Annotated in this window: 18 protein-coding genes; 8 read left to right on the forward strand and 10 right to left on the reverse strand. The window is 61.5% G+C overall.

Translation table 11 applies throughout. The features are described 5' to 3' along the window. The first annotated feature begins 28 nt into the window (after positions 1 to 28). On the forward strand, positions 29 to 463 hold the full coding sequence (locus tag EKL15_RS21640) for a GNAT family N-acetyltransferase (protein WP_203090341.1): 435 nt from the start codon (positions 29 to 31) through the stop codon (positions 461 to 463). 80 nt (positions 464 to 543) lie between these two features. Next, positions 544 to 1,107: a DcrB family lipoprotein gene (locus EKL15_RS21645; RefSeq protein ID WP_047729417.1), complete on the forward strand. Its 564-nt coding sequence runs from the start codon at positions 544 to 546 to the stop codon at positions 1,105 to 1,107. A gap of 34 nt (positions 1,108 to 1,141) precedes the next feature. On the opposite strand, the gene glpC is transcribed toward EKL15_RS21645, so the two are convergent. The 3 genes from glpC to glpA are packed head-to-tail and all read right to left on the reverse strand — an operon-like array spanning position 1,142 to position 5,245. Further along, entirely contained in the window at positions 1,142 to 2,341 is a 1,200-nt protein-coding gene (gene glpC / locus EKL15_RS21650; protein ID WP_194572542.1) for an anaerobic glycerol-3-phosphate dehydrogenase subunit GlpC, read from the reverse strand. Continuing rightward, positions 2,338 to 3,606 (reverse strand): glycerol-3-phosphate dehydrogenase subunit GlpB, encoded by a 1,269-nt coding sequence (glpB, locus tag EKL15_RS21655; protein WP_203090344.1) that lies wholly within the window; start codon positions 3,604 to 3,606, stop codon positions 2,338 to 2,340. The genes glpC and glpB overlap by 4 nt, the downstream gene beginning before the upstream one ends. Next, the gene (glpA, locus tag EKL15_RS21660; RefSeq protein WP_203090348.1) at positions 3,596 to 5,245 is read right to left on the reverse strand and encodes an anaerobic glycerol-3-phosphate dehydrogenase subunit A; all 1,650 of its coding nucleotides are present in this window, start codon (positions 5,243 to 5,245) and stop codon (positions 3,596 to 3,598) included. Before glpA ends, glpB begins: the two co-directional genes overlap by 11 nt. A gap of 364 nt (positions 5,246 to 5,609) precedes the next feature. Here glpA and glpT point away from each other — a divergent pair, with 364 nt between their 5' ends. Further along, positions 5,610 to 6,962 carry a glycerol-3-phosphate transporter gene (gene glpT, locus EKL15_RS21665; RefSeq protein ID WP_047729425.1) on the forward strand — a complete coding sequence of 451 codons (1,353 nt, stop codon included), beginning with the start codon at positions 5,610 to 5,612 and terminating at the stop codon, positions 6,960 to 6,962. Between the two features lie 83 nt (positions 6,963 to 7,045). Further along, on the forward strand, positions 7,046 to 8,125 hold the full coding sequence (gene glpQ / locus EKL15_RS21670; protein WP_015376272.1) for a glycerophosphodiester phosphodiesterase: 1,080 nt from the start codon (positions 7,046 to 7,048) through the stop codon (positions 8,123 to 8,125). 217 nt (positions 8,126 to 8,342) lie between these two features. On the opposite strand, the gene yigL is transcribed toward glpQ, so the two are convergent. After that, complete coding sequence (yigL, locus tag EKL15_RS21675) at positions 8,343 to 9,140, reverse strand: sugar/pyridoxal phosphate phosphatase YigL (protein WP_019452532.1); 798 nt, start codon at positions 9,138 to 9,140, stop codon at positions 8,343 to 8,345. 4 nt (positions 9,141 to 9,144) lie between these two features. Next, on the reverse strand, positions 9,145 to 10,188 hold the full coding sequence (gene pldB / locus EKL15_RS21680) for a lysophospholipase L2 (RefSeq protein ID WP_194571638.1): 1,044 nt from the start codon (positions 10,186 to 10,188) through the stop codon (positions 9,145 to 9,147). A gap of 147 nt (positions 10,189 to 10,335) precedes the next feature. Here pldB and rhtB point away from each other — a divergent pair, with 147 nt between their 5' ends. Then, positions 10,336 to 10,956 (forward strand): homoserine/homoserine lactone efflux protein, encoded by a 621-nt coding sequence (rhtB, locus tag EKL15_RS21685; protein ID WP_025304879.1) that lies wholly within the window; start codon positions 10,336 to 10,338, stop codon positions 10,954 to 10,956. A 47-nt stretch (positions 10,957 to 11,003) separates the two neighbouring features. Here rhtB and rhtC read toward each other — a convergent pair whose 3' ends face one another. Genes rhtC through pldA form a run of 3 tightly spaced genes read right to left on the reverse strand, consistent with a single transcriptional unit; the run spans position 11,004 to position 14,391 of the window. Next, positions 11,004 to 11,624, reverse strand: a complete 621-nt coding sequence (gene rhtC / locus EKL15_RS21690) for a threonine export protein RhtC (RefSeq protein WP_060441209.1) — start codon at positions 11,622 to 11,624, stop codon at positions 11,004 to 11,006. Positions 11,625 to 11,636: 12 nt separating this feature from the next. Beyond that, positions 11,637 to 13,469: an ATP-dependent DNA helicase RecQ gene (recQ, locus tag EKL15_RS21695; RefSeq protein ID WP_060424201.1), complete on the reverse strand. Its 1,833-nt coding sequence runs from the start codon at positions 13,467 to 13,469 to the stop codon at positions 11,637 to 11,639. A gap of 43 nt (positions 13,470 to 13,512) precedes the next feature. Next, complete coding sequence (gene pldA / locus EKL15_RS21700) at positions 13,513 to 14,391, reverse strand: phospholipase A (RefSeq protein ID WP_004934270.1); 879 nt, start codon at positions 14,389 to 14,391, stop codon at positions 13,513 to 13,515. A gap of 203 nt (positions 14,392 to 14,594) precedes the next feature. Between pldA and EKL15_RS21705 the strand changes: the two genes are divergently transcribed. Further along, a complete protein-coding gene (locus EKL15_RS21705; RefSeq protein ID WP_033649641.1) occupies positions 14,595 to 15,065 on the forward strand; it encodes a thioesterase family protein in 471 nt (156 codons plus the stop codon). A 66-nt stretch (positions 15,066 to 15,131) separates the two neighbouring features. After that, positions 15,132 to 16,019, forward strand: a complete 888-nt coding sequence (rarD, locus tag EKL15_RS21710; protein ID WP_060424204.1) for an EamA family transporter RarD — start codon at positions 15,132 to 15,134, stop codon at positions 16,017 to 16,019. Between the two features lie 16 nt (positions 16,020 to 16,035). Here rarD and corA read toward each other — a convergent pair whose 3' ends face one another. Further along, the gene (corA, locus tag EKL15_RS21715; protein WP_004934262.1) at positions 16,036 to 16,986 is read right to left on the reverse strand and encodes a magnesium/cobalt transporter CorA; all 951 of its coding nucleotides are present in this window, start codon (positions 16,984 to 16,986) and stop codon (positions 16,036 to 16,038) included. Positions 16,987 to 17,431: 445 nt separating this feature from the next. Here corA and EKL15_RS21720 point away from each other — a divergent pair, with 445 nt between their 5' ends. Beyond that, complete coding sequence (locus EKL15_RS21720) at positions 17,432 to 17,905, forward strand: WbuC family cupin fold metalloprotein (protein WP_025160392.1); 474 nt, start codon at positions 17,432 to 17,434, stop codon at positions 17,903 to 17,905. 45 nt (positions 17,906 to 17,950) lie between these two features. Here the strand turns inward: EKL15_RS21720 and uvrD are convergent, their stop codons facing one another. Then, on the reverse strand, positions 17,951 to 20,113 hold the full coding sequence (gene uvrD / locus EKL15_RS21725) for a DNA helicase II (RefSeq protein ID WP_038874108.1): 2,163 nt from the start codon (positions 20,111 to 20,113) through the stop codon (positions 17,951 to 17,953). Between the last annotated feature and the right edge of the window lie 9 nt (positions 20,114 to 20,122).

Raw genomic sequence — 20,122 nt, forward strand, 5'->3', positions numbered from 1 at the left:
GGGCGGCCCTATCCTTTGGAGGCCGCTCATGACCCCAATCGTTCGCAACGCCACGCTCGAAGAAATCCACCGCCTTTACCAACGCATCCCCGAATTCGGCAGCCGGCATAGCCTGGCCGATCTACAGCGGCGCATCGGCATCGCCCCCGCCAGCCTGTTGATCGCCGAAATCGACGGTCAGCCGGCCGGTTTTAAGCTCGGTTATCAACAGCAGGAAACGGTGTTTTACAGCTGGCTGGGGGGGGTGCTGCCGGCGTTTCGTCGCCACGGCGTGGCGCAGGCCTTGTTGGCCGAACAGGAACGCTGGGCGCAGGCGCAGGGCTATCGCCAGCTGACGGTCAAAACCCGTAACCGGTTCCGCGCCATGCTGACGATGCTGCTCACCCATCACTATCAGATTGTTCAGCTGGAAAAGAAAGGCGAAGTGGCTGATTATCGGCTATTACTGGAAAAAAACTTGTGACAACATCTGCCTTGCATTTCAACCTGGAATAGGTTGCGATACGACAGTGAATCCCTACCGGAAAGGAATAAGGAAGCCCGATGCGTAAAGTAGCGAAATTGATGGGTATCAGCCTGCTGGCGCTTGGCCTCGCGGCCTGCGACGGCAACACCAAAGACACCAAGGCAGCGCCAGACGGCGCGGCGGCCAGCGCACCGGCCGGGCAGCAGGTGAGCCTGCTGGACGGTAAACTGGCGTTCACCCTGCCGGTCGGCATGGCGGATCAGAGCGGCAAGCTGGGTAACCAGGCCAACAACATGCATGTTTACGCAGACAGCACTGGTCAGCGCGCGGTGATCGTGATCCTGGGCGACAAGACCGCCGACAGCCTGGAGACTCTGGCCAAGCGCCTGGAGAATACCCAGCGCGCGCGTGACGCCAACCTGCAGGTGATCACCAACAAGGCGCTCGACGTCAACGGCGTGCCGCTGCGTCAGCTGGACAGCATCATCACCAGCAGCGGCGAAAAAGCCTATTCCTCCGTCCTGATCGGCTCGCTGAACAACAACATGCTGACCATTCAGGTGACGCTGCCGGCGGACAATCAGCAGCAGGCGCAGACCGAGGCCGAAGGCATCATCTCCACCCTGAAGCTGAAGCAGTAATCCCACAGGGGCCGGCTTGCCGGCCCTTTCGTTTTTACGCCAGCGCCTGCGCCAGCAGGGTGATCGGATGTTCACAGCGCTTGCTGGTGGACATTTCTATCTGCCATTTGCAGGTCTCGCAGTCGGTCACCACCAGATCCACCCCACTCTCTTCGATCTGCCGGAACAGCGGTGCGCCGATGCCTTGCGAAGTGGCGTAGTTCTCCGATTTGAACCCGTAGGTGCCGGCGATGCCGCAGCACTGGGAATCCAGCACCACCAGCTCCAGCCCCGGTATCTGCCGCAGCAGCTCCAGCGTGTAGGCGGTCCAGCCCATCTTCTCCATATGGCAAGGCGTGTGATAAGCCACCCGCAGCGGCGTGTGCTTCAGCGGCAGGCTGCGCCCCTGATTGATCAGGCGGTAGAGATAGCGCGTCGCCAGCTCCACCCGATCGCGCACCGGGGTAGTGTCCACGTCCAGCAGATGAGGGTATTCGTCGCGCAGGGTGAAGGTGCAGCTCGATGAGGTCGCCACCACCGGAATGCCGCGCTCCAGCACCGTTTCATGCAGCGACTCGGCGTTGACCCTGGCCTGCTTTTTGGCCTGCTCGATAAACCCGTTGGCGATCAGCGGCACGCCGCAGCATTTCTCGCGTTTCAGCAGCTGCACGCCGATATCCAGCGCGTTGAACACTCGGATCAAATCCTTGCCCAGCTGCGGATGGTTATAGTTGACGAAGCAGCCGTGGAAAAACGCCACCTGCTCGGCATAACGCTGCTGAGCCTGCGCCTGTTGCCGGTACCAGCGGCGGAAAGTGCCGAACGAGTATTTCGGCAGTTCGCGACGGTGATCGATCTTCAGCGCCTTGTCCAACAGCTTGCGCACCGGTTTCAGCCCGGTAGCGGCGTTGACGATCGGCGCGAACGGCGTCGACAGCGAGCCCATGATGTCGGTGTGGCTGAGGATGGCGTCGCGCAGCGTCGGCTTGCTCTGGGCGAAGTCGGCGCGGGCGCGCTGAATGATGTCGCCGATTTTGACGTCGGACGGGCAGGCCACTTCACAACGCTTGCAGTTGGTGCAGTATTTCAGCGCTTCGTCGTACAGCGCCGGATCTTTCAACCGCAGCCGCTCGCCGTCCGGCCCCGCCTGTTTTGGCCCCGGATAGAGCGGGTTCACTTTGGCGACCGGGCAGTAGGTGGTGCAGACGGTGCATTTAATGCAGCTTTCAAAGCTGTGGTCCAGATGCAGGCTCATGCGTTTTCCTCCGCGGCGATCTGCTGCGCGACGTGCAGCGCACCGATCAATGACACGCCGGCGCCGCAGCCCTGATGCAGCGGATCGTAGCCGCCGGCGACCGCGCCGATGGCATACAGATTGTCGAACGGCATTCCCTGCTTCATTGCCCGCAGCCTGCCGTCGGTGCGCACGCCAAACTGCAGATAAGGCTGAGGTGCAAACAGCTCGCGCCGGCTCCAGTCGGCGCGATCGGCGCGGCTGTGCACGTCCAGTTCGAAGATCGGCTCGCGCACCCCGTCGAAATCCGCCACCAGCCCATTGCTGAAGAAGCTGCCGCTGGCCAGCACCACCTGCTGCGCCCGCAGCGGAATATCGCCGTGGTTGCGGGTATATAGGCCGGTGACGCGGCCGGCTTCGCACTCGGCGCGCAGCACGCTGTCGCCAGGCATGAAAACGCCGCCCAGCTGTTGGAAACGCCGCCGCAGTGCCTGATGCAAACGCATGCCGGGCACCGAAGGCGGCAGCGTCGGCAGCAGCCGGATAGGTTTGCCGACCGCATCCTGCAGCACCGCCAGCGACGTATCGTCCTCCAGGCCCAGACAGGCTGGCAGGAAGAGCGCGTCGGCCTCGCCCGCCAGCCGCCGCAGCTCCTCGGCCATCGGCGGCAGGCTTTCCATCAAATCCAGCACCCGGGCGATGTTCACCGCGCGGAACTCGCTGGGGTTATTGCGCAATCTGTCCAGCGCCGGCATGTGCAGATAGGCTACCTCCGTCTCTACGCCGAGCTCCCGGCTCAGAGAGTCGGCGGCCATCTGCGGCTGGAAGTCGAGGAACCCCTCGATGCCGATCACCGCAATACGCCGCCACGGCAGTTGGCCGGTCAGCGGCAGCGTCGGGATCGCCTGCGGGCTGAGCCAGGTGGCGCGGCGCGTGCCCAGCGGCGTAATACGCAGATGGTTATTAGCGCCCTCGCCCTGCAGGTTCAGCCCGCAGCGCTCCAGCAGCCGCTGCGCGGCGGCGGACAGCGCCGCCACCCGACCGGGCCCGATCAGGGCATACGGATGCTGCGGCGCCTGCTGCGCCAGCTGCGGTAACGCCGCCAGCGGCATCTCGACCGGCGTGCCGTCCGGCAATCTCGCCAGCAGATCGAGCGAGCCGGAGGAGAAGTAGAGCGCGCTCTGGCCGGAACTGACCACCGCGCAGCGTTTGCCCTGTTCGGCCACGGCAATGGCGCAGCTCAGGCCCGCCAGGCCACCGCCAATCACCACTACGTCAAATCGCATCATCCGCCTCCTGCTCCTTGTCGGCCTGGGCCTCAAGCCCGCATAACCCCTGGTAAACCCAACTGGTAAATTCGCTCTCGCGCAGCGCATCGCCCCAGGCGATCGGCCGTACGCCTTTCCACCGTTCGTTGAGGAACTGCGACAGCTGCGCGATAGATTGCTGCGGCGTGCTGACGTTAAAGCGCGTCAGCAGCCCGGCGGCGCGGCAGGCGCAGAGTTCGCCTTGGCAGGTACCCATGCCGACGCGGGTGCGGCGGCGCAGATCCACCAGGTTATTGACGGTCAGCGAATTGACCGCATAGCGCACTTCCCCGGCCGTCACCGCCTCGCATTCGCACACCAGGCTGGTGTCGAGCCGATCGGCCGCCGGCACCTGGCTGGCGCGATCGCCGTGGCGGTAAATTGCTGAGCCGCGAATACTGGCGGGCAGTGAAACCACGCTGCGCACCGTTTCCTCCGCCGACTGGCGGGATCCGGGCAACGCGTCTTGCGCAGTGGTGCACGGGCGGTTTACGCCAAGCTTTTCGCACACCTTGTCGGTGGCCCACTCCGCCATCAGTCGGTAGGTCATCAGCTTGCCGCCGGTGATGGTGATAAACCCTTCCAGCCCGTCGCGGCTGGCGTGATCGAGCAGCACGATGCCGCGGCTGACGTTGCGCCCGCTAGGGTCGTCATCGCTGGCCACCAGCGGCCGCACCCCGGCATAGGCGCGCAAAATGCGGGTCTGCGCCAGGGTGGGTGCCAACAGCGCCCCCTCGCGGATCAGAATGTCCACCTCCTGCGGGGTCACCAGCATGTTGTCAATTTGGTCGTAGTCGATATGGGTCGAGGTGGTGCCGATCAGCGAGATGGTGTCACCCGGCACCAGGATGTCGGCGTCCGCCGGTTTGCGGCAGCGGTTGATCACCATGTTGTTGATGCGATGGCCGAGGATCAGCAGCGCCCCCTTGGCCGGGAACATGCGGATGCGCAAATCGGCGTATTCGGCGATCTGCTGGCCCCAGATGCCGGCGGCGTTGACCACCACCGGCGCATGCAGCTCATAACGCCGCTGATTCTGATGGTCGTAAACGCGCACGCCCGTCACCCGGTCGCCGCTGCGCAGCAGCCCCACCACCTGGTGGTAGGTCAGGATCTGCGCGCCGTGTTCACGCGCGTCCAGCATGTTGGCGGCGGTCAGCCGGAAGGGATCGACGGTGCCGTCCGGCACCCGCACCGCGCCGATCAGCGCCGGGTTGGCCGCCGGCTCCAGGCGCAGCGCCAGCTGCGGGTCGATCGCTTCGGCGTCGATGTCGGCCTGGCGACAGGCGGCGATAAACTGTTGCTGATAGTCCAGCGAGTCCTGCGGCAGGGTGATGAACAGCCCATCGGTGCGCTCGATGCAGTGGTGGGCAATGCGTTTCAGGATGCGGTTCTCTTCGATGCACTCGCGCGCCGACTCGCCGTCGGTCACCGCATAGCGCGCGCCGCTGTGCAGTAAACCGTGGTTGCGGCCGGTGGCGCCGGTGGCGATGTCGTGGCGCTCCAGCAAGATGCAGCGCAAGCCGCGCCGCGCACAGTCGCGGGCGATGCCTGCACCGGTGGCGCCGCCGCCGATGATGATCACATCCGTTTCGCCGCCGTCAAAATAGCTGCTCATGTCGCTCCCTCAGGATCGGTAGTTATGAGCCTATTGAGCCACGGTTATTAGGGTCTTTGTTTGATAAGGAACAATAACGAACATGAAACGAAATAAAAATGTCCACAAAAAACCATCAATGTGATCATAATCACGATTTTTGGACGTTTTTCTATTTCATAACGTTAACGAATCGCTCAAAATCCGCCGTGGTTTCATGAAAGTGTAACAATTGCGCCATTCGTCACAGCGACACCAGGCGTATTTGATGACAATGGCGCTCGTTATGGAACACAAAAACACCACATTCGATATCCGCTCAATCATCAAATGAACGTAAAAGGTCATATTGATGTGATAACAGATAAAGCCATCGGAGGCGCTCATGTTGAGTATTTTTAAGCCGGCCGCACACACCGCCCGTGTGCCGAGCGATAAGGTAGACCCGCTCTACCGTAAGCTGCGCTGGCAAATTTTCCTGGGGATCTTCTTCGGTTACGCCGCTTACTATCTGGTGCGTAAGAACTTCACCCTGGCCATGCCTTACCTGATCGAACAAGGCTTCAGCCGCGGTGACCTCGGCTTCGCGCTGTCGGGCATCTCCATCGCCTACGGCTTCTCCAAATTCATCATGGGTTCGGTCTCCGACCGTTCCAACCCGCGGGTGTTCCTGCCTGCCGGCCTGATCCTGGCGGCGGCGGTGATGTTGTTCATGGGCTTCGTGCCGTGGGCCACCTCCAGCATCGCCATCATGTTCGTCCTGCTGTTCCTGTGCGGCTGGTTCCAGGGCATGGGTTGGCCGCCGTGCGGCCGCACCATGGTGCACTGGTGGTCGCAGAAAGAACGCGGCGGCATCGTTTCCATCTGGAACTGCGCCCACAACGTGGGTGGCGGCCTTCCGCCGCTGCTGTTCCTGCTGGGTATGGCCTGGTTCAACGACTGGCACGCGGCGCTGTACATGCCGGCCTTCGGCGCCATCTTGGTGGCCCTGATCGCCTTCGCCCTGATGCGCGACACCCCGCAATCCTGCGGCCTGCCGCCGATTGAAGAGTACAAAAACGACTATCCGGACGACTACAGCGAAAAAGACGAAGAAGAGCTGACCGCCAAGCAGATCTTCATGCAGTACATTCTGCCTAACAAGCTGCTGTGGTACATCGCGGTCGCCAACGTGTTCGTCTATCTGCTGCGTTACGGCATTCTGGACTGGTCGCCGACCTACCTGAAAGAAGTGAAACACTTCGCGCTGGACAAGTCGTCCTGGGCCTACTTCCTGTATGAATACGCCGGTATCCCGGGCACCCTGCTGTGCGGCTGGATGTCGGACAAAGTGTTCAAAGGCAACCGCGGCGCCACCGGTGTGTTCTTCATGACGCTGGTGACCATCGCCACCGTGGTGTTCTGGATGAACCCGGCCGGTAACCCGACCGTGGACATGATCTGTATGCTGGTCATCGGCTTCCTGATCTATGGCCCGGTGATGCTGATCGGCCTGCACGCGCTGGAGTTGGCGCCGAAGAAAGCCGCCGGCACCGCCGCGGGCTTCACCGGCCTGTTCGGCTACCTGGGCGGCTCGGTTGCGGCCAGCGCCATCGTCGGTTACACCGTGGACTTCTTCGGTTGGGACGGCGGCTTCATGGTGATGATCGGCGGCGGCGTGCTGGCGGTTATCCTGCTGCTGCTGACCATGCTGAACGAAAAGAAACACCACGCGGAAATCGCCGCCAAGCGCGGTTAAGCGTCACACGACTTTTGCATGATTTAAAGGCCGCCCTGCGGCCTTTTTACTACCCTGCCCCCAACAACACGGAGAAAAACGGAATGCGGACTCAAGTCAAAGCCCTGCTGACAGGGATCATTCTCGCCACCTCGATGGTCAGCGCCGCACAGGCAGCGGACAAAGTGGTGATCGCCCACCGCGGCGCCAGCGGCTACCTGCCGGAACACACCCTGCCGGCGAAGGCGATGGCCTACGCCCAGGGCGCCGATTACCTCGAACAAGATCTGGTGATGACCAAGGACAACGAGCTGGTGGTGCTGCACGACCATTACCTCGATCGCGTCACCGACGTCGCCGAACGCTTCCCGGACCGCGCGCGCAAAGACGGCCGCTACTACGCCATCGACTTTACGCTGGCGGAGATCAAATCGCTGAAGTTCACCGAAGGTTTTGAAATCGAAAACGGCAAGAAGGTACAGGGTTATCCTGGCCGCTTCCCGATGGGCAAATCCGACTTCCGCGTGCACACCTTCCAGGAAGAGATCGAGTTCGTGCAGGGTCTGAACCATTCGACCGGCAAAAACATCGGCATCTACCCTGAAATCAAGGCACCTTGGTTCCACAAACAGGAAGGCAAAGACATCTCCAGCAAAGTGCTGGCGGTACTCAAGCAGTACGGTTACACCGGCAAGAACGATAACGTCTACCTGCAGTGCTTCGACGCCAACGAGCTCAAACGCATCAAGAACGAGCTGGAGCCGAAACTGGGCATGGATCTGAAGCTGGTGCAGCTGATCGCCTATAACGACTGGCAGGAAACCTACGAGCAGAAAGCCGACGGCAAGTGGGTAGAATACGACTACGACTGGATGTTCAAGCCGGGCGCAATGAAGAAAATCGCTCAGTATGCCGACGGCATCGGGCCGGACTACCACATGCTGGTGGTCGCGGATCAATCCAAGCCGGGCCACATCGTGCTGACCGACATGGTGAAAGAAGCGCATGCCAGCAAGCTGGCGGTGCACCCGTTCACCATCCGCGCCGATGCGCTGCCGAAGTACGTGACCGACGTGAACCAGCTGTATGACGTGATTTACAACCAGGCCGGCGTCGACGGCGTGTTCACCGACTTCCCGGACAAGGGCGTGCAGTTCCTGCAGAAGCAGGGCCAGCACAAGTAATGTCAAGGGCGCCGCAAGGCGCCCTTGAATTGCTGACAAAGGAGGAAAAAACGTGGTTTTTCCTCCTTTGTGGATATCGGTCGAAAATCAATGAATTGATTTTCCTTGTTTTTTTAGATATTGCCCTCTGTCAGCTCGGCAACGTCATCCGGTTTATCATTGACTTTAAGGGCGCCGCAAGGCGCCCTTATTATTTCAGAGAAACGGCCGGGTGATTTCAGAGGAACATCTTGCGCAGGTAGTGCGGCACCGCGTTATCGACGTTGGAGCCGATCACCTCCAGCTCCGGCAGCATATCCTTCAGGCGCTGATGCGCATCGCGCATGATGCAGCCCTTACCGGCCATCGACAGCATCTCCAGATCGTTCATGCCGTCGCCGAAGGCGATGCACTCTTGCAGCGTATAGCCGATGATCTTGGCCACTTCTTCCAGCGCATGCCCTTTCGACACGCCACCCGCCATCACTTCCAGGCAGGTCGGGAACGAGAAGCTGACGTTGACCCGATCGCCCCAGCGCGCGTTGATGGCATCTTCCACCTGCAGCAGCCGCTCGTGATCTTCGCAGGTGAAGTAGACCTTACAGACGCCGTCGGTTTCCAGCAGGCCCGGCTCGAACAGCTGATATTTGAACACCGACTCCTGGAAGAACTCTTCCTGCTCCGGGCTTTCGCGGTTGATGAACCAGTCATCGTTGCGGTAGACGTTAGTGGTGATCTCCGGATCGTCGTGCAGCATGCCGTACAGATCGCGGGCGATATCCCCGTCCAGGTTATGGCTGAAGATCAACTCGCCGGCGGTGTTATGCACCCGCGCGCCGTTAGAGGTGATCATAAAGGCGCTGATCTCCAGGCTGTCGCGGATCTGCGCCACGTCGATATGGTGGCGGCCGGTGGCGAACACGAAATGCACGCCGCGCTGGGTCAGCAACTTCAGCGTTTCTTTGGCGTACGGCGACAGGGTATGGTCGGGAGACAGCAGCGTGCCATCTAAATCGGAAGCGACGACGTGATACATAGCGTTATGTTCTAACCTCTGATGGAGTTGTCGGCGGCAGCGCGCCGCCTAAGTGTTGAGCAAAGAAGCGCAGGATTGCGTTCAGTGCTTCGGCGCGCATCGCGTCCCGCTCGAACAGGATCTCATGGCGTGCGCCGTTGATAACCCACGGGATCCCCCCTTCGCAAGGGCGCCCCGCGTCTGACAGAGCCTGACAAAAAGCCTGATGCGAACGGTTGTCGACCACCCGTTCCTCACCGGCCTGCAAAAGCAACAGCGGCGTTGTTATCTCCCCGGCCTGAGCGATAATCTGCCGGCCGGCGCGGATGCTCTCCCGCACCCAATGGTAGGTCGGCCCGCCCACCTGCAGCTCGGGGTAATCGGCGTAATAGCGCAGGCTGCGCCGATAGCGCTCGCGGCTGTGGGTCAACACGTTGACCACATAGGGCAACGGACGCCACTGGCCGGTGCCCACCGCGTAATAGTCGCGGATCGCCGGGCGCGTCTCCACCCAGTCGAGAATACGGTCGGCCAGCCAGCCCGGCATCGGCAACTGGATGCCGAACATCGGCGCACAAAACGCCGCCGCGTCGAATGCCTGCGGCCGACGCTGCAGGAACTGCGCCAGGATCGCGCCGCCCATCGAATGCGCCAGCGCGAAGCGCTGCCGATAACCGCGCGATTCGACCTCGCGCTGCCAAAGCTGCTCGAAATCGTCCACGTAGTCGGCGAAGTTTACCACATGACCGCGGTGCGTATCCGCCAGTAAACGGCCGGAGCGCCCCTGGCCGCGATGATCGACGATCACCACGTCGTAACCGCAGTGGAACAGATCGTAGGCCACCTCGGGGTATTTCACGTAGCTTTCGATGCGGCCGGGGCTGACCACCACCACCCGCTGATGTCGCGCGGAGCGAAAACGCACAAAGCGGATCGGCACGCCGTCCACGCCGCTGAACTCGCCCTCTTCCCGCAGCCGCCAGAAGTCCAGCAGCGGCCCGGTGGCGAAGGCAGCGAACTGCGTTTCACGCGTTAACCAGTCATCGGAGCTGAGAGTGAACGAGGTCATCGAGAGCGTTTTCCCTGTGGGGCCGGCGGAAAATGTGACCGCTGGCACAAGAAATCATACTAGCGTATTGTGATTCAATTCTTACAAAAAACGGCGCCGCCTCGGCGCATTGTGGCACAAAACGACACTTTCAGGGAGCCGAGAACCATGACCTTGGACTGGTGGTTAACCTACCTGCTGACCACGCTTATCCTCAGCCTGTCCCCCGGCTCAGGCGCAATCAACACCATGAGCACCGGCATCAGCCACGGCTATCGCGGCGCCGCCGCGTCGATCGCCGGGCTGCAGGTCGGTCTGAGCGCGCACATCGTACTGGTGGGCATCGGCCTCGGCGCGCTGATTTCTCAATCGCTGCTGGCGTTCGAGCTGCTGAAATGGCTGGGCGCCGCCTACCTGGTGTGGCTCGGCATCCAGCAATGGCGCGCCGCCGGGGCGCTGGATCTGCATGCGCTGGCGGGCAGCATGCCGCGCCGCCGTCTGTTCCGCCGCGCGGTGCTGGTCAACCTGACCAACCCGAAAAGCATCGTGTTCCTCGCTGCGCTGTTCCCGCAGTTCATCTTGCCTAATCAGCCGCAGGCCGAGCAGTATCTGGTGCTCGGCGTCACTACCGTGGTGGTGGATATTCTGGTGATGATCGGTTACGCCACCCTGGCGACGCGCATCGCCGGCTGGCTGAGAACGCCGCGCCAGATGCAGCTGCTCAACCGGGTGTTCGGTTCGCTGTTCATTTTGGTGGCGGGGCTGCTGGCGACCGCCCGCAAAGCCTGACAAAAAAGGCCGGGCATCGCTGCTCGGCCTTTGGCATTTCACTGCGGTTAGCGGGTAAAGATCAGGTGTAACCCGAAGCCGGTAAACAGCACGCCCGCGACCCCGTCGATCCACTTGGCCAACCGCTGGTAGCCGCGGCGCATCGCCGGCAGCGCGAACACCATCGCCACCAGGCTGAACCAGACGAAGGTCTCGGCGACGATCAGCAAAAACAGCCCCCAGCGCGCTCCGGCGCCGACGCTGTCACCGACGAACAGCGAGAACACGCTGCCGAAATAGATCACCGCTTTCGGGTTGGACAGATTGGTCAGAAAACCGCGAATAAAGCTGCGCCCGGCCTTCGGCAACGCCACCTGGGCCTCCGCCGCAGGCTGCGCTTGCTGCGCCCGCGCGGAGCGCAGCAGTTGCCACCCCATCCAGCACAGGTAAATGCCGCCGCCGACCATGATTATCTGATGCAGCCAAGCCATCTTCTGCAGGATCAGATGCAGACCCATCAACGCCACGCCGGCCCACACCACGATGCCGAGAGAAATGCCGACCACGCCCATCATCGCCTCGCGGCGCGAGCGGCTGGCAGCGGTTTGCGACACGAAAAAGAAGTCCGGCCCCGGGCTCATCAGCGCAATCAGATGCACCAGCGCCACGGTAAGAAACAGCATCAGCATGATTTATCGCCCTTAGTCTTCGTCATTGTCGAGATGGTCGCGGATCATCGCCATAAAGGGCGCGCCGAAACGCTCCAGTTTGCGCTGGCCGACGCCGTTGACGCTCAGCAGATCGCCGGCCTTGATCGGCATCTGTTCGGCCATTTCCAGCAGCGTGGCGTCGTTGAACACCACGTAGGGTGGAATATTTTCTTCGTCGGCAATCGATTTGCGCAGTTTGCGCAGCTTGGCGAACAGCTTGCGATCGTAATTGCCGCCGTAGGATTTCTGGTTGGCGCTGCTGCGCGACTTCAGGCTCTGGATGCGCGGCACCGCCAGCTGCAGCGCCACCTCGCCGCGCAACACCGGACGCGCCGCCTCGGTTAATTGCAGCGCCGAGTGCATGGCGATGTTCTGGGTGATAAAGCCCAGGTGGATCAGCTGACGCAGCACGCTGGTCCAGTGTTCGGTGGTTTGATCGCGGCCGATGCCGTATACCGGCAGCTTATCGTGGCCGTATTCGCGAATGCGTTGGTTGTTGGAGCCGCGCAGCACTTCCACGATGTACCCGAGGCCGAAGCGCTGGCCGACGCGGTACACGCAGGACAGCGCCTTGCGCGCGTCCTCTAGTCCGTCGTAGCGCTTGGGCGGATCGAGGCAGATGTCGCAGTTGCCGCAGTTCTCGTGCTTGCCTTCGCCGAAGTAGTTGAGCAGCACCAGACGGCGGCAGGTTTGCGCCTCGGCGAACGCGCCCATGGCGTTCAGCTTGTGGCGTTCGATGTCCAGCTGCTGTCCGGCGGGTTTTTCCTCCAGGCAGCGGCGCAGCCAGGCCATGTCGGCCGGATCGTACAGCAGGATGGCTTCGGCCGGCAGGCCGTCACGCCCGGCGCGGCCGGTCTCCTGATAATAGGATTCGATATTGCGCGGGATGTCGAAATGCACCACGAAGCGCACGTTGGGTTTATTGATGCCCATGCCGAAGGCGACGGTGGCCACCACCACCTGCAAATCGTCACGCTGGAACGCTTCCTGCACCTGCGCGCGGCGATCGTTGTCCAGCCCGGCGTGGTAGGCGCCGACGCTCAGCCCGCGGCTTTGCAGACGTGCGGCGGTGTCTTCCACCTTGGCGCGGCTGTTGCAATAGATAATGCCGCTCTTGCCGCGCTGATCCTGCACGAAGCGCCACAGCTGATCGAGCGGTTTGAATTTTTCCACCAGCGTGTAGCGGATGTTCGGCCGGTCGAAGCTGCTGACCTGCACCAGCGGGTCCTGCAGCGACAGCAGGCGCACGATATCGCCGCGGGTGGACTCGTCGGCGGTGGCGGTCAGCGCGATCACCGGCATCGACGGGAAGCGCTGTTTCAGCTGACCCAGCGCGCGATATTCCGGCCGGAAGTCATGGCCCCACTGCGAAATACAGTGCGCCTCATCCACCGCCAGCATCGCCGGCGGACAGTGATCGAGCAGGCTGAGGAAACTTTCCATCATCAGCCGTTCCGGCGCGATGTACAGCATCTTGATGGTACCGTTGCGGCAGCCGGCCATAACGTCCAGCTGCTCCTCGCGGGTTTGCGTCGAGTTGTAGCAGGCGGCGGAAACGCCGTAGGCCAACAGTTGGTCGACCTGGTCCTTCATCAGCGAGATCAGCGGGGAAACCACCAGCGTCAGGCCGTCCATCACCAGCGCCGGGATTTGGTAACACAGCGACTTGCCGCCGCCGGTCGGCATCACCACCAGGCAATCCTGCCCGCCGATCGCGGCGTTGATAATCGTTTGTTGGCCCGGACGGAATTGCTGGTAGCCAAAGGTATCGCGCAATACCTGCTCGGCCAGCAACTCTCTGTTAATCACTGCTGCGGTTGACACACACTTCCCCATTTTTTCATCGGTACACACCCACCGGGTATGATTACATAATATCGTTCAGCATGACACCAACGCCCACCCGTGTCTGCCGGAAGTTGTAGTCGATCAGCGATTCGCCGTAGCCGCTGAACACCTGGGTATAGAAACGCACGTTGCGGGTGATCGGATAGCTCCATCCCAGTTCCGCGCCGCCGTAGCCGCTGTTCCAGTTGTAGTGGCTGTCGACGCTGAACACGCTGTCGCCCCAGGCGTAACCGACCTTCAGCCGGTAGTATCCCATGTATTTGGTGATGTCCGGGTTGTCGTCGTTGCTCGAGCTCTCCGAGAAACGGAACCAGGGCTTGAGATCCACCTGCCAGTTGCCGTTTTGCGCCATCAGCCGCGCATAGCCGCGATTCCAGCTGCGCGACGTCGGATCCGAGCGGCCGTTAGACTGATGGTTAACGCCGATTTCAACATCGCGCAGCGTCCAACCGGCAAAGCGGTAATCGGTCGCCCACCCCACGAACAGCTGCGGCTCGTAGTTGGTTTCGCGGAACGGCGAAGACTCGCCGCGGTTGGACAATTGCCACCAGGAGCGCTGAGTATAAGACGCGCCGAGCACCGAGTTGTCGCCGGCAATGCCCCGCCACAGCGGAAACGCCAGGCTAAGCTGGTATTTCACCTCGTCCTTGCGCGCCTTGTCGGCCCAGTTGTACGTCTTGATGGCCTCTTTGTTGATATCGCTGGTGTCGGTGTACAGCAGATAATTGGGATCGTAAGGATACAGCGTGAACGGATTATCGTGCTCCTGCAGCAGGTTGGCGATAATGCTGCCGCGCACCGCCGGCTTATCGTGAATCTGCTGCTCTTTGGCTTCCTCAGCCAATGCCAGCGCTGGCATCAGCAGCGTGGCGGAAACGATCCCTGACAAAATGCGCATAACCTCTCCTCACTCCAACGAAAAAGGGCAAGCCCGGAAAAAATCAGGCCATTTTACACACAAAGGAGGCTTTACCGCAGCGCAGGTCGGTTTTATTGGAATAGTCTGGAAAGCAACAAAGGTTAAGCATAAAATCAACATTCCATTAACCTGGACTGACCAGTTAGCTCCCTTAAAACGCAAAAGAAAAACGGAAACCCGCTATGTCGACCACACCACTGACCCTGGAAGCCGCCCGCCGCAAGATCGGCGAAATCTTTGTCTACCACATGCCGTTCAACCGCGAGCTTGGCCTGGAGCTACGCCGCTTCGACGATGATTACGTCGAGCTGAGCTTCACCAACCAACGCAAGCTGGTGGGCAACGCGGCACAGGAAATTCTGCACGGTGGCGTGATCGCCGCGGTGCTTGACGTCGCCGCCGGATTGGCCTGCGCCGGCGGCGTGCTGACGCGCCTGGAGCCGCTGATCGAAGAGGAGATCGCCGCCAAGCTGTCGCGCATGGGCACCATCGATCTGCGCGTCGATTACCTGCGCCCCGGCCGCGGCGAGCACTTCGTCGCCTCCGCCAGCGTGCTGCGCAGCGGCAACAAGGTCGCCGTCGCGCGCGTAGAGCTGCATAACCACGACGGCCTGCATATCGCGAGCGCCACCGCCACCTATCTGGTCGGCTGATGATTGTGTGCGGTGAGCGTCTTCAGTACACTCACCGCATCTTACGTTCCCCACCCGAGTGACGTCATGGACGCAAAGCAAACGCGTCAGGGCATTTTCTTCGCCCTGGCCGCCTATTTTATGTGGGGCATCGCCCCGGCCTATTTCAAACTGATTCAGCAAGTGCCCGCCGATGAGATCCTCACCCACCGGATCATCTGGTCGTTTTTCTTCATGCTGGCGCTGATCTCGCTGGGCCGCAGCTGGCCGAAAGTGCGGGCCGCCTGTCAAAATCGCAAACGGCTGCTGCTGCTGGCGGTCACCGCGCTGTTGATCGGCGGCAACTGGCTGCTGTTCATCTGGGCGGTGAACAACCACCATATGCTCGAGGCCAGCCTGGGCTACTTCATCAACCCGCTGGTTAACGTGCTGTTGGGGATGCTGTTTCTCGGCGAACGCTTCCGCCGCATGCAGTGGGTGGCGGTGGCGCTGGCGTTCACCGGGGTGCTGGTACAGCTCTGGCAGTTCGGCTCGTTGCCGATCATCGGTCTGGGGCTGGCGTTCAGCTTCGCCTTCTACGGCCTGCTGCGCAAGAAAATCGCCATCGACGCCCAGACCGGCATGCTGATCGAAACGCTGTGGCTGCTGCCGGTGGCGGCGGCCTATCTGTTCCTGTTCGCCGACAGTCCCACCAGCCACCTGAGCGCCAACCCGTGGTCGCTGAACCTGCTGCTGGTCGCCGCCGGCATCGTCACCACCGTGCCGCTGCTGTGCTTCACCGCGGCGGCCACCCGGCTGCGCCTGTCGACGCTCGGTTTCTTCCAGTATCTCGGCCCGACGCTGATGTTCCTGCTGGCGGTCACCTTCTACGGCGAAACCGTCGGCCAGGACAAACTGGTGACCTTCGGCTTTATCTGGGCGGCGCTGATCCTGTTCACCCTCGACGCGCTCTATACCCAGCGCAAGCTGCGCTGAGCCCGGCGCCGCCGGGTTACAGCCAGTTCTTGCGCTTGAAGTACAGGTAAGGGGCCAGGCCGGCCAGGATCATCAAGGTGATGGCGCCCGGGTAGCCGAACGACCATTTCAGCTCCGGCATGAATTCGAAGTTCATGCCGTAGCTGGAGGCCACCAGCGTTGGCGGCAGGAACACCACCGACACCACCGAGAAGATCTTGATGATGCGGTTCTGCTCGATGTTGATGAAGCCCATCGCCGCCTGCATCAGGAAGTTCACCTTCTGGAACAGCGATTCGTTGTGCGGCAGCAGGGATTCGATGTCGCGCAGCACTTCACGCGCCTGCTCCAGCTGGCCGGTCGGCAGACGCGCCTTGCGCACCAGGAAGTTGAGCGCGCGCTGGGTATCCATCAGACACAAACGCACCTTCCAGCCGATATCTTCCAGCTCCGCCAGCGTCGACAGCGCGGCGTCGTATTCGTCGCCCTGATGCCCTTCCATGATCACCCGGCTGAGCTGTTCCAGATCGCTGTAGATGTTCTCTATCTCGTCCGCCAACTGCTCAATCTTGGTTTCGAACAGATCCAGCAGCAGTTCGTAGGCGTTGCCTTCGAGCATGGTCTGGTTGCGGGCGCGCATGCGGTACAGGCGAAACGCCGGCAGTTCACGCTCGCGCAGGGTATACAGGCGGCCGTCGCGGATGGTGAACGCCACCGTGGAGTTGCCGGCGTGATCTTCCGCATCTTCAAAGTAGAAGAAGGAGTGGATATGCAGACCGTCTTCGTCTTCGAAGAAACGGGCGGAGGCTTCGATGTCGTCCAGCTCGGGACGCGTCGCCAGGCTTTGTCCCAGCTCATTCTGCACGCGCTCACGCTCGCCCTCTTCCGGCTCGACCAGGTCAACCCACAGCGATGACGTGAGATCATCCGAGTCGTCCAGCTCCAGACGGGACAAGCGGCGGTTATCTAATTTAAAAGCGCTCAGCATGTGCCAAAACTCCGTGAAGGTAACGGGTGCGGACAACGCGTTGAAGCACAGAAACAGAGGGGATGCGTATCACCGATTTGTTTCAGACCATGAAGAGATCTGACTCATAGCGACGCTTTGCGGGGTCGCCGACAACCACGAAGGCTATCAGCAAAAACGGAGAGCCTTAGAAGTTATACCTGCGGCGCAGGTCAGTGAGCCAGTATCTACTGGGTGTGTCCAAGGCGTCTGTCCTCAATGATAATAGTGCGCGCATGTTACGCCGAGAGGAAAAAGCCTGTCAACACGTTAGGCGGGATAATTGCGCAACAAATCATCACGATGATCAATGGTAAAAATGGCGCTTAAACCGTGCTGAAAAAGTCGCGGCGATCGCTTACCGCCACCAAGAATGTTGTTAAGATGACATCACCCTAATGGTACGACAAGCATGCGGATTTAAATGATGAAACAGATTACCGCCCATGAACTGACCGCGATGAGCGAACAGGCCGCCAGCGTGGCCCGCCTGCGCGCGCACCGCACTTTACACGAAGAGTTGAGCGACCCGGTGCAACGCCTGGCGATCGCCATGGAACCCGGCACCTATATCCGCCCGCACCGTCACCCGCAAACCTGGGAATTGCTGACGCCGCTGCGCGGCCGTTTTGTCGTATTGCAGTTCAACGATGACGGCGTCGTCACGCAGCGCACCCTGCTCGGCGAAGAAACCAAAGTGCTGGAGATGCCGGCATTTACCTGGCATGCGGTGCTGTCGGTCGATGCCGGCGGCGTGGTGTTCGAAGTGAAGCAGGGCCCGTATCAGGCGCTGACCGAAGAGGACTGCATGCAATGGGCGCCGCAGGAAGGCGGCGAAGGCACCGAAGCGGTAATGCGCTGGTATGCCACCGCGCAGGTCGGCGATCGCTACCCTCACTGATAATGAACGATTGCAGGGGCGTGCCCCTGCAACTCTCCCCGCTCTTTATACCGTTTCCAGGCGAGCGTAGGCCGCCACCAGCCACTTGATGCCCTCGCCCGGGAAAGCGATCTGCAGCCGGCTGTGCTCGCCGCTGCCCTCCAAATTGACGATGGTGCCTTCGCCAAACTTGGGATGGCGCACGCGCTGGCCCAGCTTGTAGCCGGTATCGTTCTCGCTGATCGGCGTGCCCATGCGGCGGTGATTGACCGGGCGCGAGACGCTGGCGCGCAGGCGCACTTCTTCCACGCACTCTTCCGGCAGCTCGCCGATAAAGCGCGACGGCCGGTGGTAAACCTCTTTGCCGTACAGACGGCGCGTTTCGGCATAGGTCAGCGTCAGTTTCTGCATGGCGCGCGTTACGCCCACATAGGCCAGGCGGCGCTCCTCTTCCAGACGGCCGCCTTCATCCAGCGACATCTGGCTCGGGAACATGCCTTCTTCCATGCCGACGATAAACACCAGCGGGAACTCCAGGCCCTTGGCGGAGTGCAGGGTCATCAGCTGCACCGCGTCCTGGTAGGCGTCGGCCTGGCCTTCGCCCGCCTCCAGGGCCGCATGCGACAGGAACGCCTGCAGCGGCATCAGATCCTGATCTTCTTCCTGATAGCTGAACTGGCGCGTCGCCGTCACCAGTTCCTCAAGGTTTTCGATGCGCGCCTGCCCCTTTTCGCCTTTCTCCTGCTCATACATGATGAACAGCCCGGAATCGCGGATCACCCGGTCGGTCTGCACGTGGAGCGGCATGTCGGCGGTTTCATGCGCCAGCGACTCCACCAGTTCGATAAAGCGCTGCAGCGCCGACGCGGCGCGGCCGGCCAACACTTTGTCCTGCATCAGCTCGCGCGTCGCCTGCCACAGCGTCAGCTGGCGATCGCGCGCCGCCTGGCGCACCACGTCGAGGGTACGATCGCCGATGCCGCGCGTCGGGGTGTTGACCACGCGCTCGAAGGCCGCATCGTCGTTGCGGTTGGAAATGAGGCGCAGGTAAGCCAGCGCATCCTTGATTTCCTGGCGTTCGAAGAAGCGCTGGCCGCCGTAGATGCGGTACGGCATCGCCGTCTGCAGCAGCGCCTCTTCCAGCACGCGCGACTGAGCGTTGCTGCGGTACAGGATGGCGCAGTCGTTCAGCGCCCCGCCGTTGTCCTGCCAGGTCTTGATGCGGTTGACCACGAAGCGCGCTTCGTCGAGTTCGTTGAAGGCACAGTAAATGGAGATCGGTTCGCCTTCGCCGCCTTCGGTCCACAGGTTTTTACCCATGCGCCCGTCGTTGTTGGCGATCAGGGTGTTGGCCGCTTTCAGGATGTTGCTGGTGGAACGGTAGTTCTGCTCCAGGCGGATGGTTTCCGCGCCGGGGAAATCTTTCAGGAAGCGCTGGATGTTTTCCACCTGCGCGCCGCGCCAACCGTAGATCGACTGATCGTCGTCGCCGACGATCATCACGTTGCTGTTGCCGCCCGCCAGCAGACGGATCCAGGCGTACTGGATGCTGTTGGTATCCTGGAATTCGTCCACCAGCACGTTGGTGAAACGTTCGCGGTAGTGGTTGAGGATATGCGGCTTGTTCAGCCACAGCTCGTGCGCGCGCAGCAGCAGCTCGGCGAAATCCACCAGCCCCGCGCGATCGCAGGCTTCCTGATAGGCCTGATAGATGCGCAGCCAGGTGGCCTCTACCGGGTTGTTGTAAGTTTCGACGTGCTGTGGGCGCAGGCCCTCGTCTTTCTTGCCGTTGATGTACCACATCGCCTGACGCGGCGGCCACTGCTTCTCGTCGACGTTCAGCGCCTTGATGATGCGCTTGAGCAGCCGCAGCTGGTCGTCGCTGTCGAGGATCTGGAAATCCTGCGGCAGGTTGGCTTCCAGATGGTGGGCGCGCAACAGACGATGCGCCAGGCCGTGGAAGGTGCCGATCCACATGCCGCCCTGGCTGGTGCCGATCAGATGTTCGATACGGTGGCGCATTTCCGCCGCCGCCTTGTTGGTGAAGGTCACCGCCATGATCGAATACGGCGAACAGTTCTCCACCGACAGCAGCCAGGCGATGCGATGCACCAGTACCCGGGTCTTGCCGCTGCCCGCCCCGGCCAGAACCAACAGGTTGCTGCGCGGCGCCGCCACGGCTTCACGTTGTTTTTCATTCAGGCTGTCGAGCAGATCGGAGACGTCCATAGGCACCAC

This window comes from Serratia sp. 4542 (assembly GCF_016805595.1).
GTDB classification, from domain to species: domain Bacteria; phylum Pseudomonadota; class Gammaproteobacteria; order Enterobacterales; family Enterobacteriaceae; genus Serratia; species Serratia nevei.

Excerpts from the sequence above, each read along its gene's own strand:
- EKL15_RS21640 (WP_203090341.1), top strand. The coding sequence starts at position 29 with ATGACCCCAATCGTTCGCAACGCCACGCTCGAAGAAATCCACCGCCTT.
- EKL15_RS21645 (WP_047729417.1), top strand. The coding sequence starts at position 544 with ATGCGTAAAGTAGCGAAATTGATGGGTATCAGCCTGCTGGCGCTTGGC.
- glpC (WP_194572542.1), bottom strand. The coding sequence starts at position 2,341 with ATGAGCCTGCATCTGGACCACAGCTTTGAAAGCTGCATTAAATGCACC.
- glpB (WP_203090344.1), bottom strand. The coding sequence starts at position 3,606 with ATGCGATTTGACGTAGTGGTGATTGGCGGTGGCCTGGCGGGCCTGAGC.
- glpA (WP_203090348.1), bottom strand. The coding sequence starts at position 5,245 with ATGAGCAGCTATTTTGACGGCGGCGAAACGGATGTGATCATCATCGGC.
- glpT (WP_047729425.1), top strand. The coding sequence starts at position 5,610 with ATGTTGAGTATTTTTAAGCCGGCCGCACACACCGCCCGTGTGCCGAGC.
- glpQ (WP_015376272.1), top strand. The coding sequence starts at position 7,046 with ATGCGGACTCAAGTCAAAGCCCTGCTGACAGGGATCATTCTCGCCACC.
- yigL (WP_019452532.1), bottom strand. The coding sequence starts at position 9,140 with ATGTATCACGTCGTCGCTTCCGATTTAGATGGCACGCTGCTGTCTCCC.
- pldB (WP_194571638.1), bottom strand. The coding sequence starts at position 10,188 with ATGACCTCGTTCACTCTCAGCTCCGATGACTGGTTAACGCGTGAAACG.
- rhtB (WP_025304879.1), top strand. The coding sequence starts at position 10,336 with ATGACCTTGGACTGGTGGTTAACCTACCTGCTGACCACGCTTATCCTC.
- rhtC (WP_060441209.1), bottom strand. The coding sequence starts at position 11,624 with ATGCTGATGCTGTTTCTTACCGTGGCGCTGGTGCATCTGATTGCGCTG.
- pldA (WP_004934270.1), bottom strand. The coding sequence starts at position 14,391 with ATGCGCATTTTGTCAGGGATCGTTTCCGCCACGCTGCTGATGCCAGCG.
- EKL15_RS21705 (WP_033649641.1), top strand. The coding sequence starts at position 14,595 with ATGTCGACCACACCACTGACCCTGGAAGCCGCCCGCCGCAAGATCGGC.
- rarD (WP_060424204.1), top strand. The coding sequence starts at position 15,132 with ATGGACGCAAAGCAAACGCGTCAGGGCATTTTCTTCGCCCTGGCCGCC.
- corA (WP_004934262.1), bottom strand. The coding sequence starts at position 16,986 with ATGCTGAGCGCTTTTAAATTAGATAACCGCCGCTTGTCCCGTCTGGAG.
- EKL15_RS21720 (WP_025160392.1), top strand. The coding sequence starts at position 17,432 with ATGAAACAGATTACCGCCCATGAACTGACCGCGATGAGCGAACAGGCC.
- uvrD (WP_038874108.1), bottom strand. The coding sequence starts at position 20,113 with ATGGACGTCTCCGATCTGCTCGACAGCCTGAATGAAAAACAACGTGAA.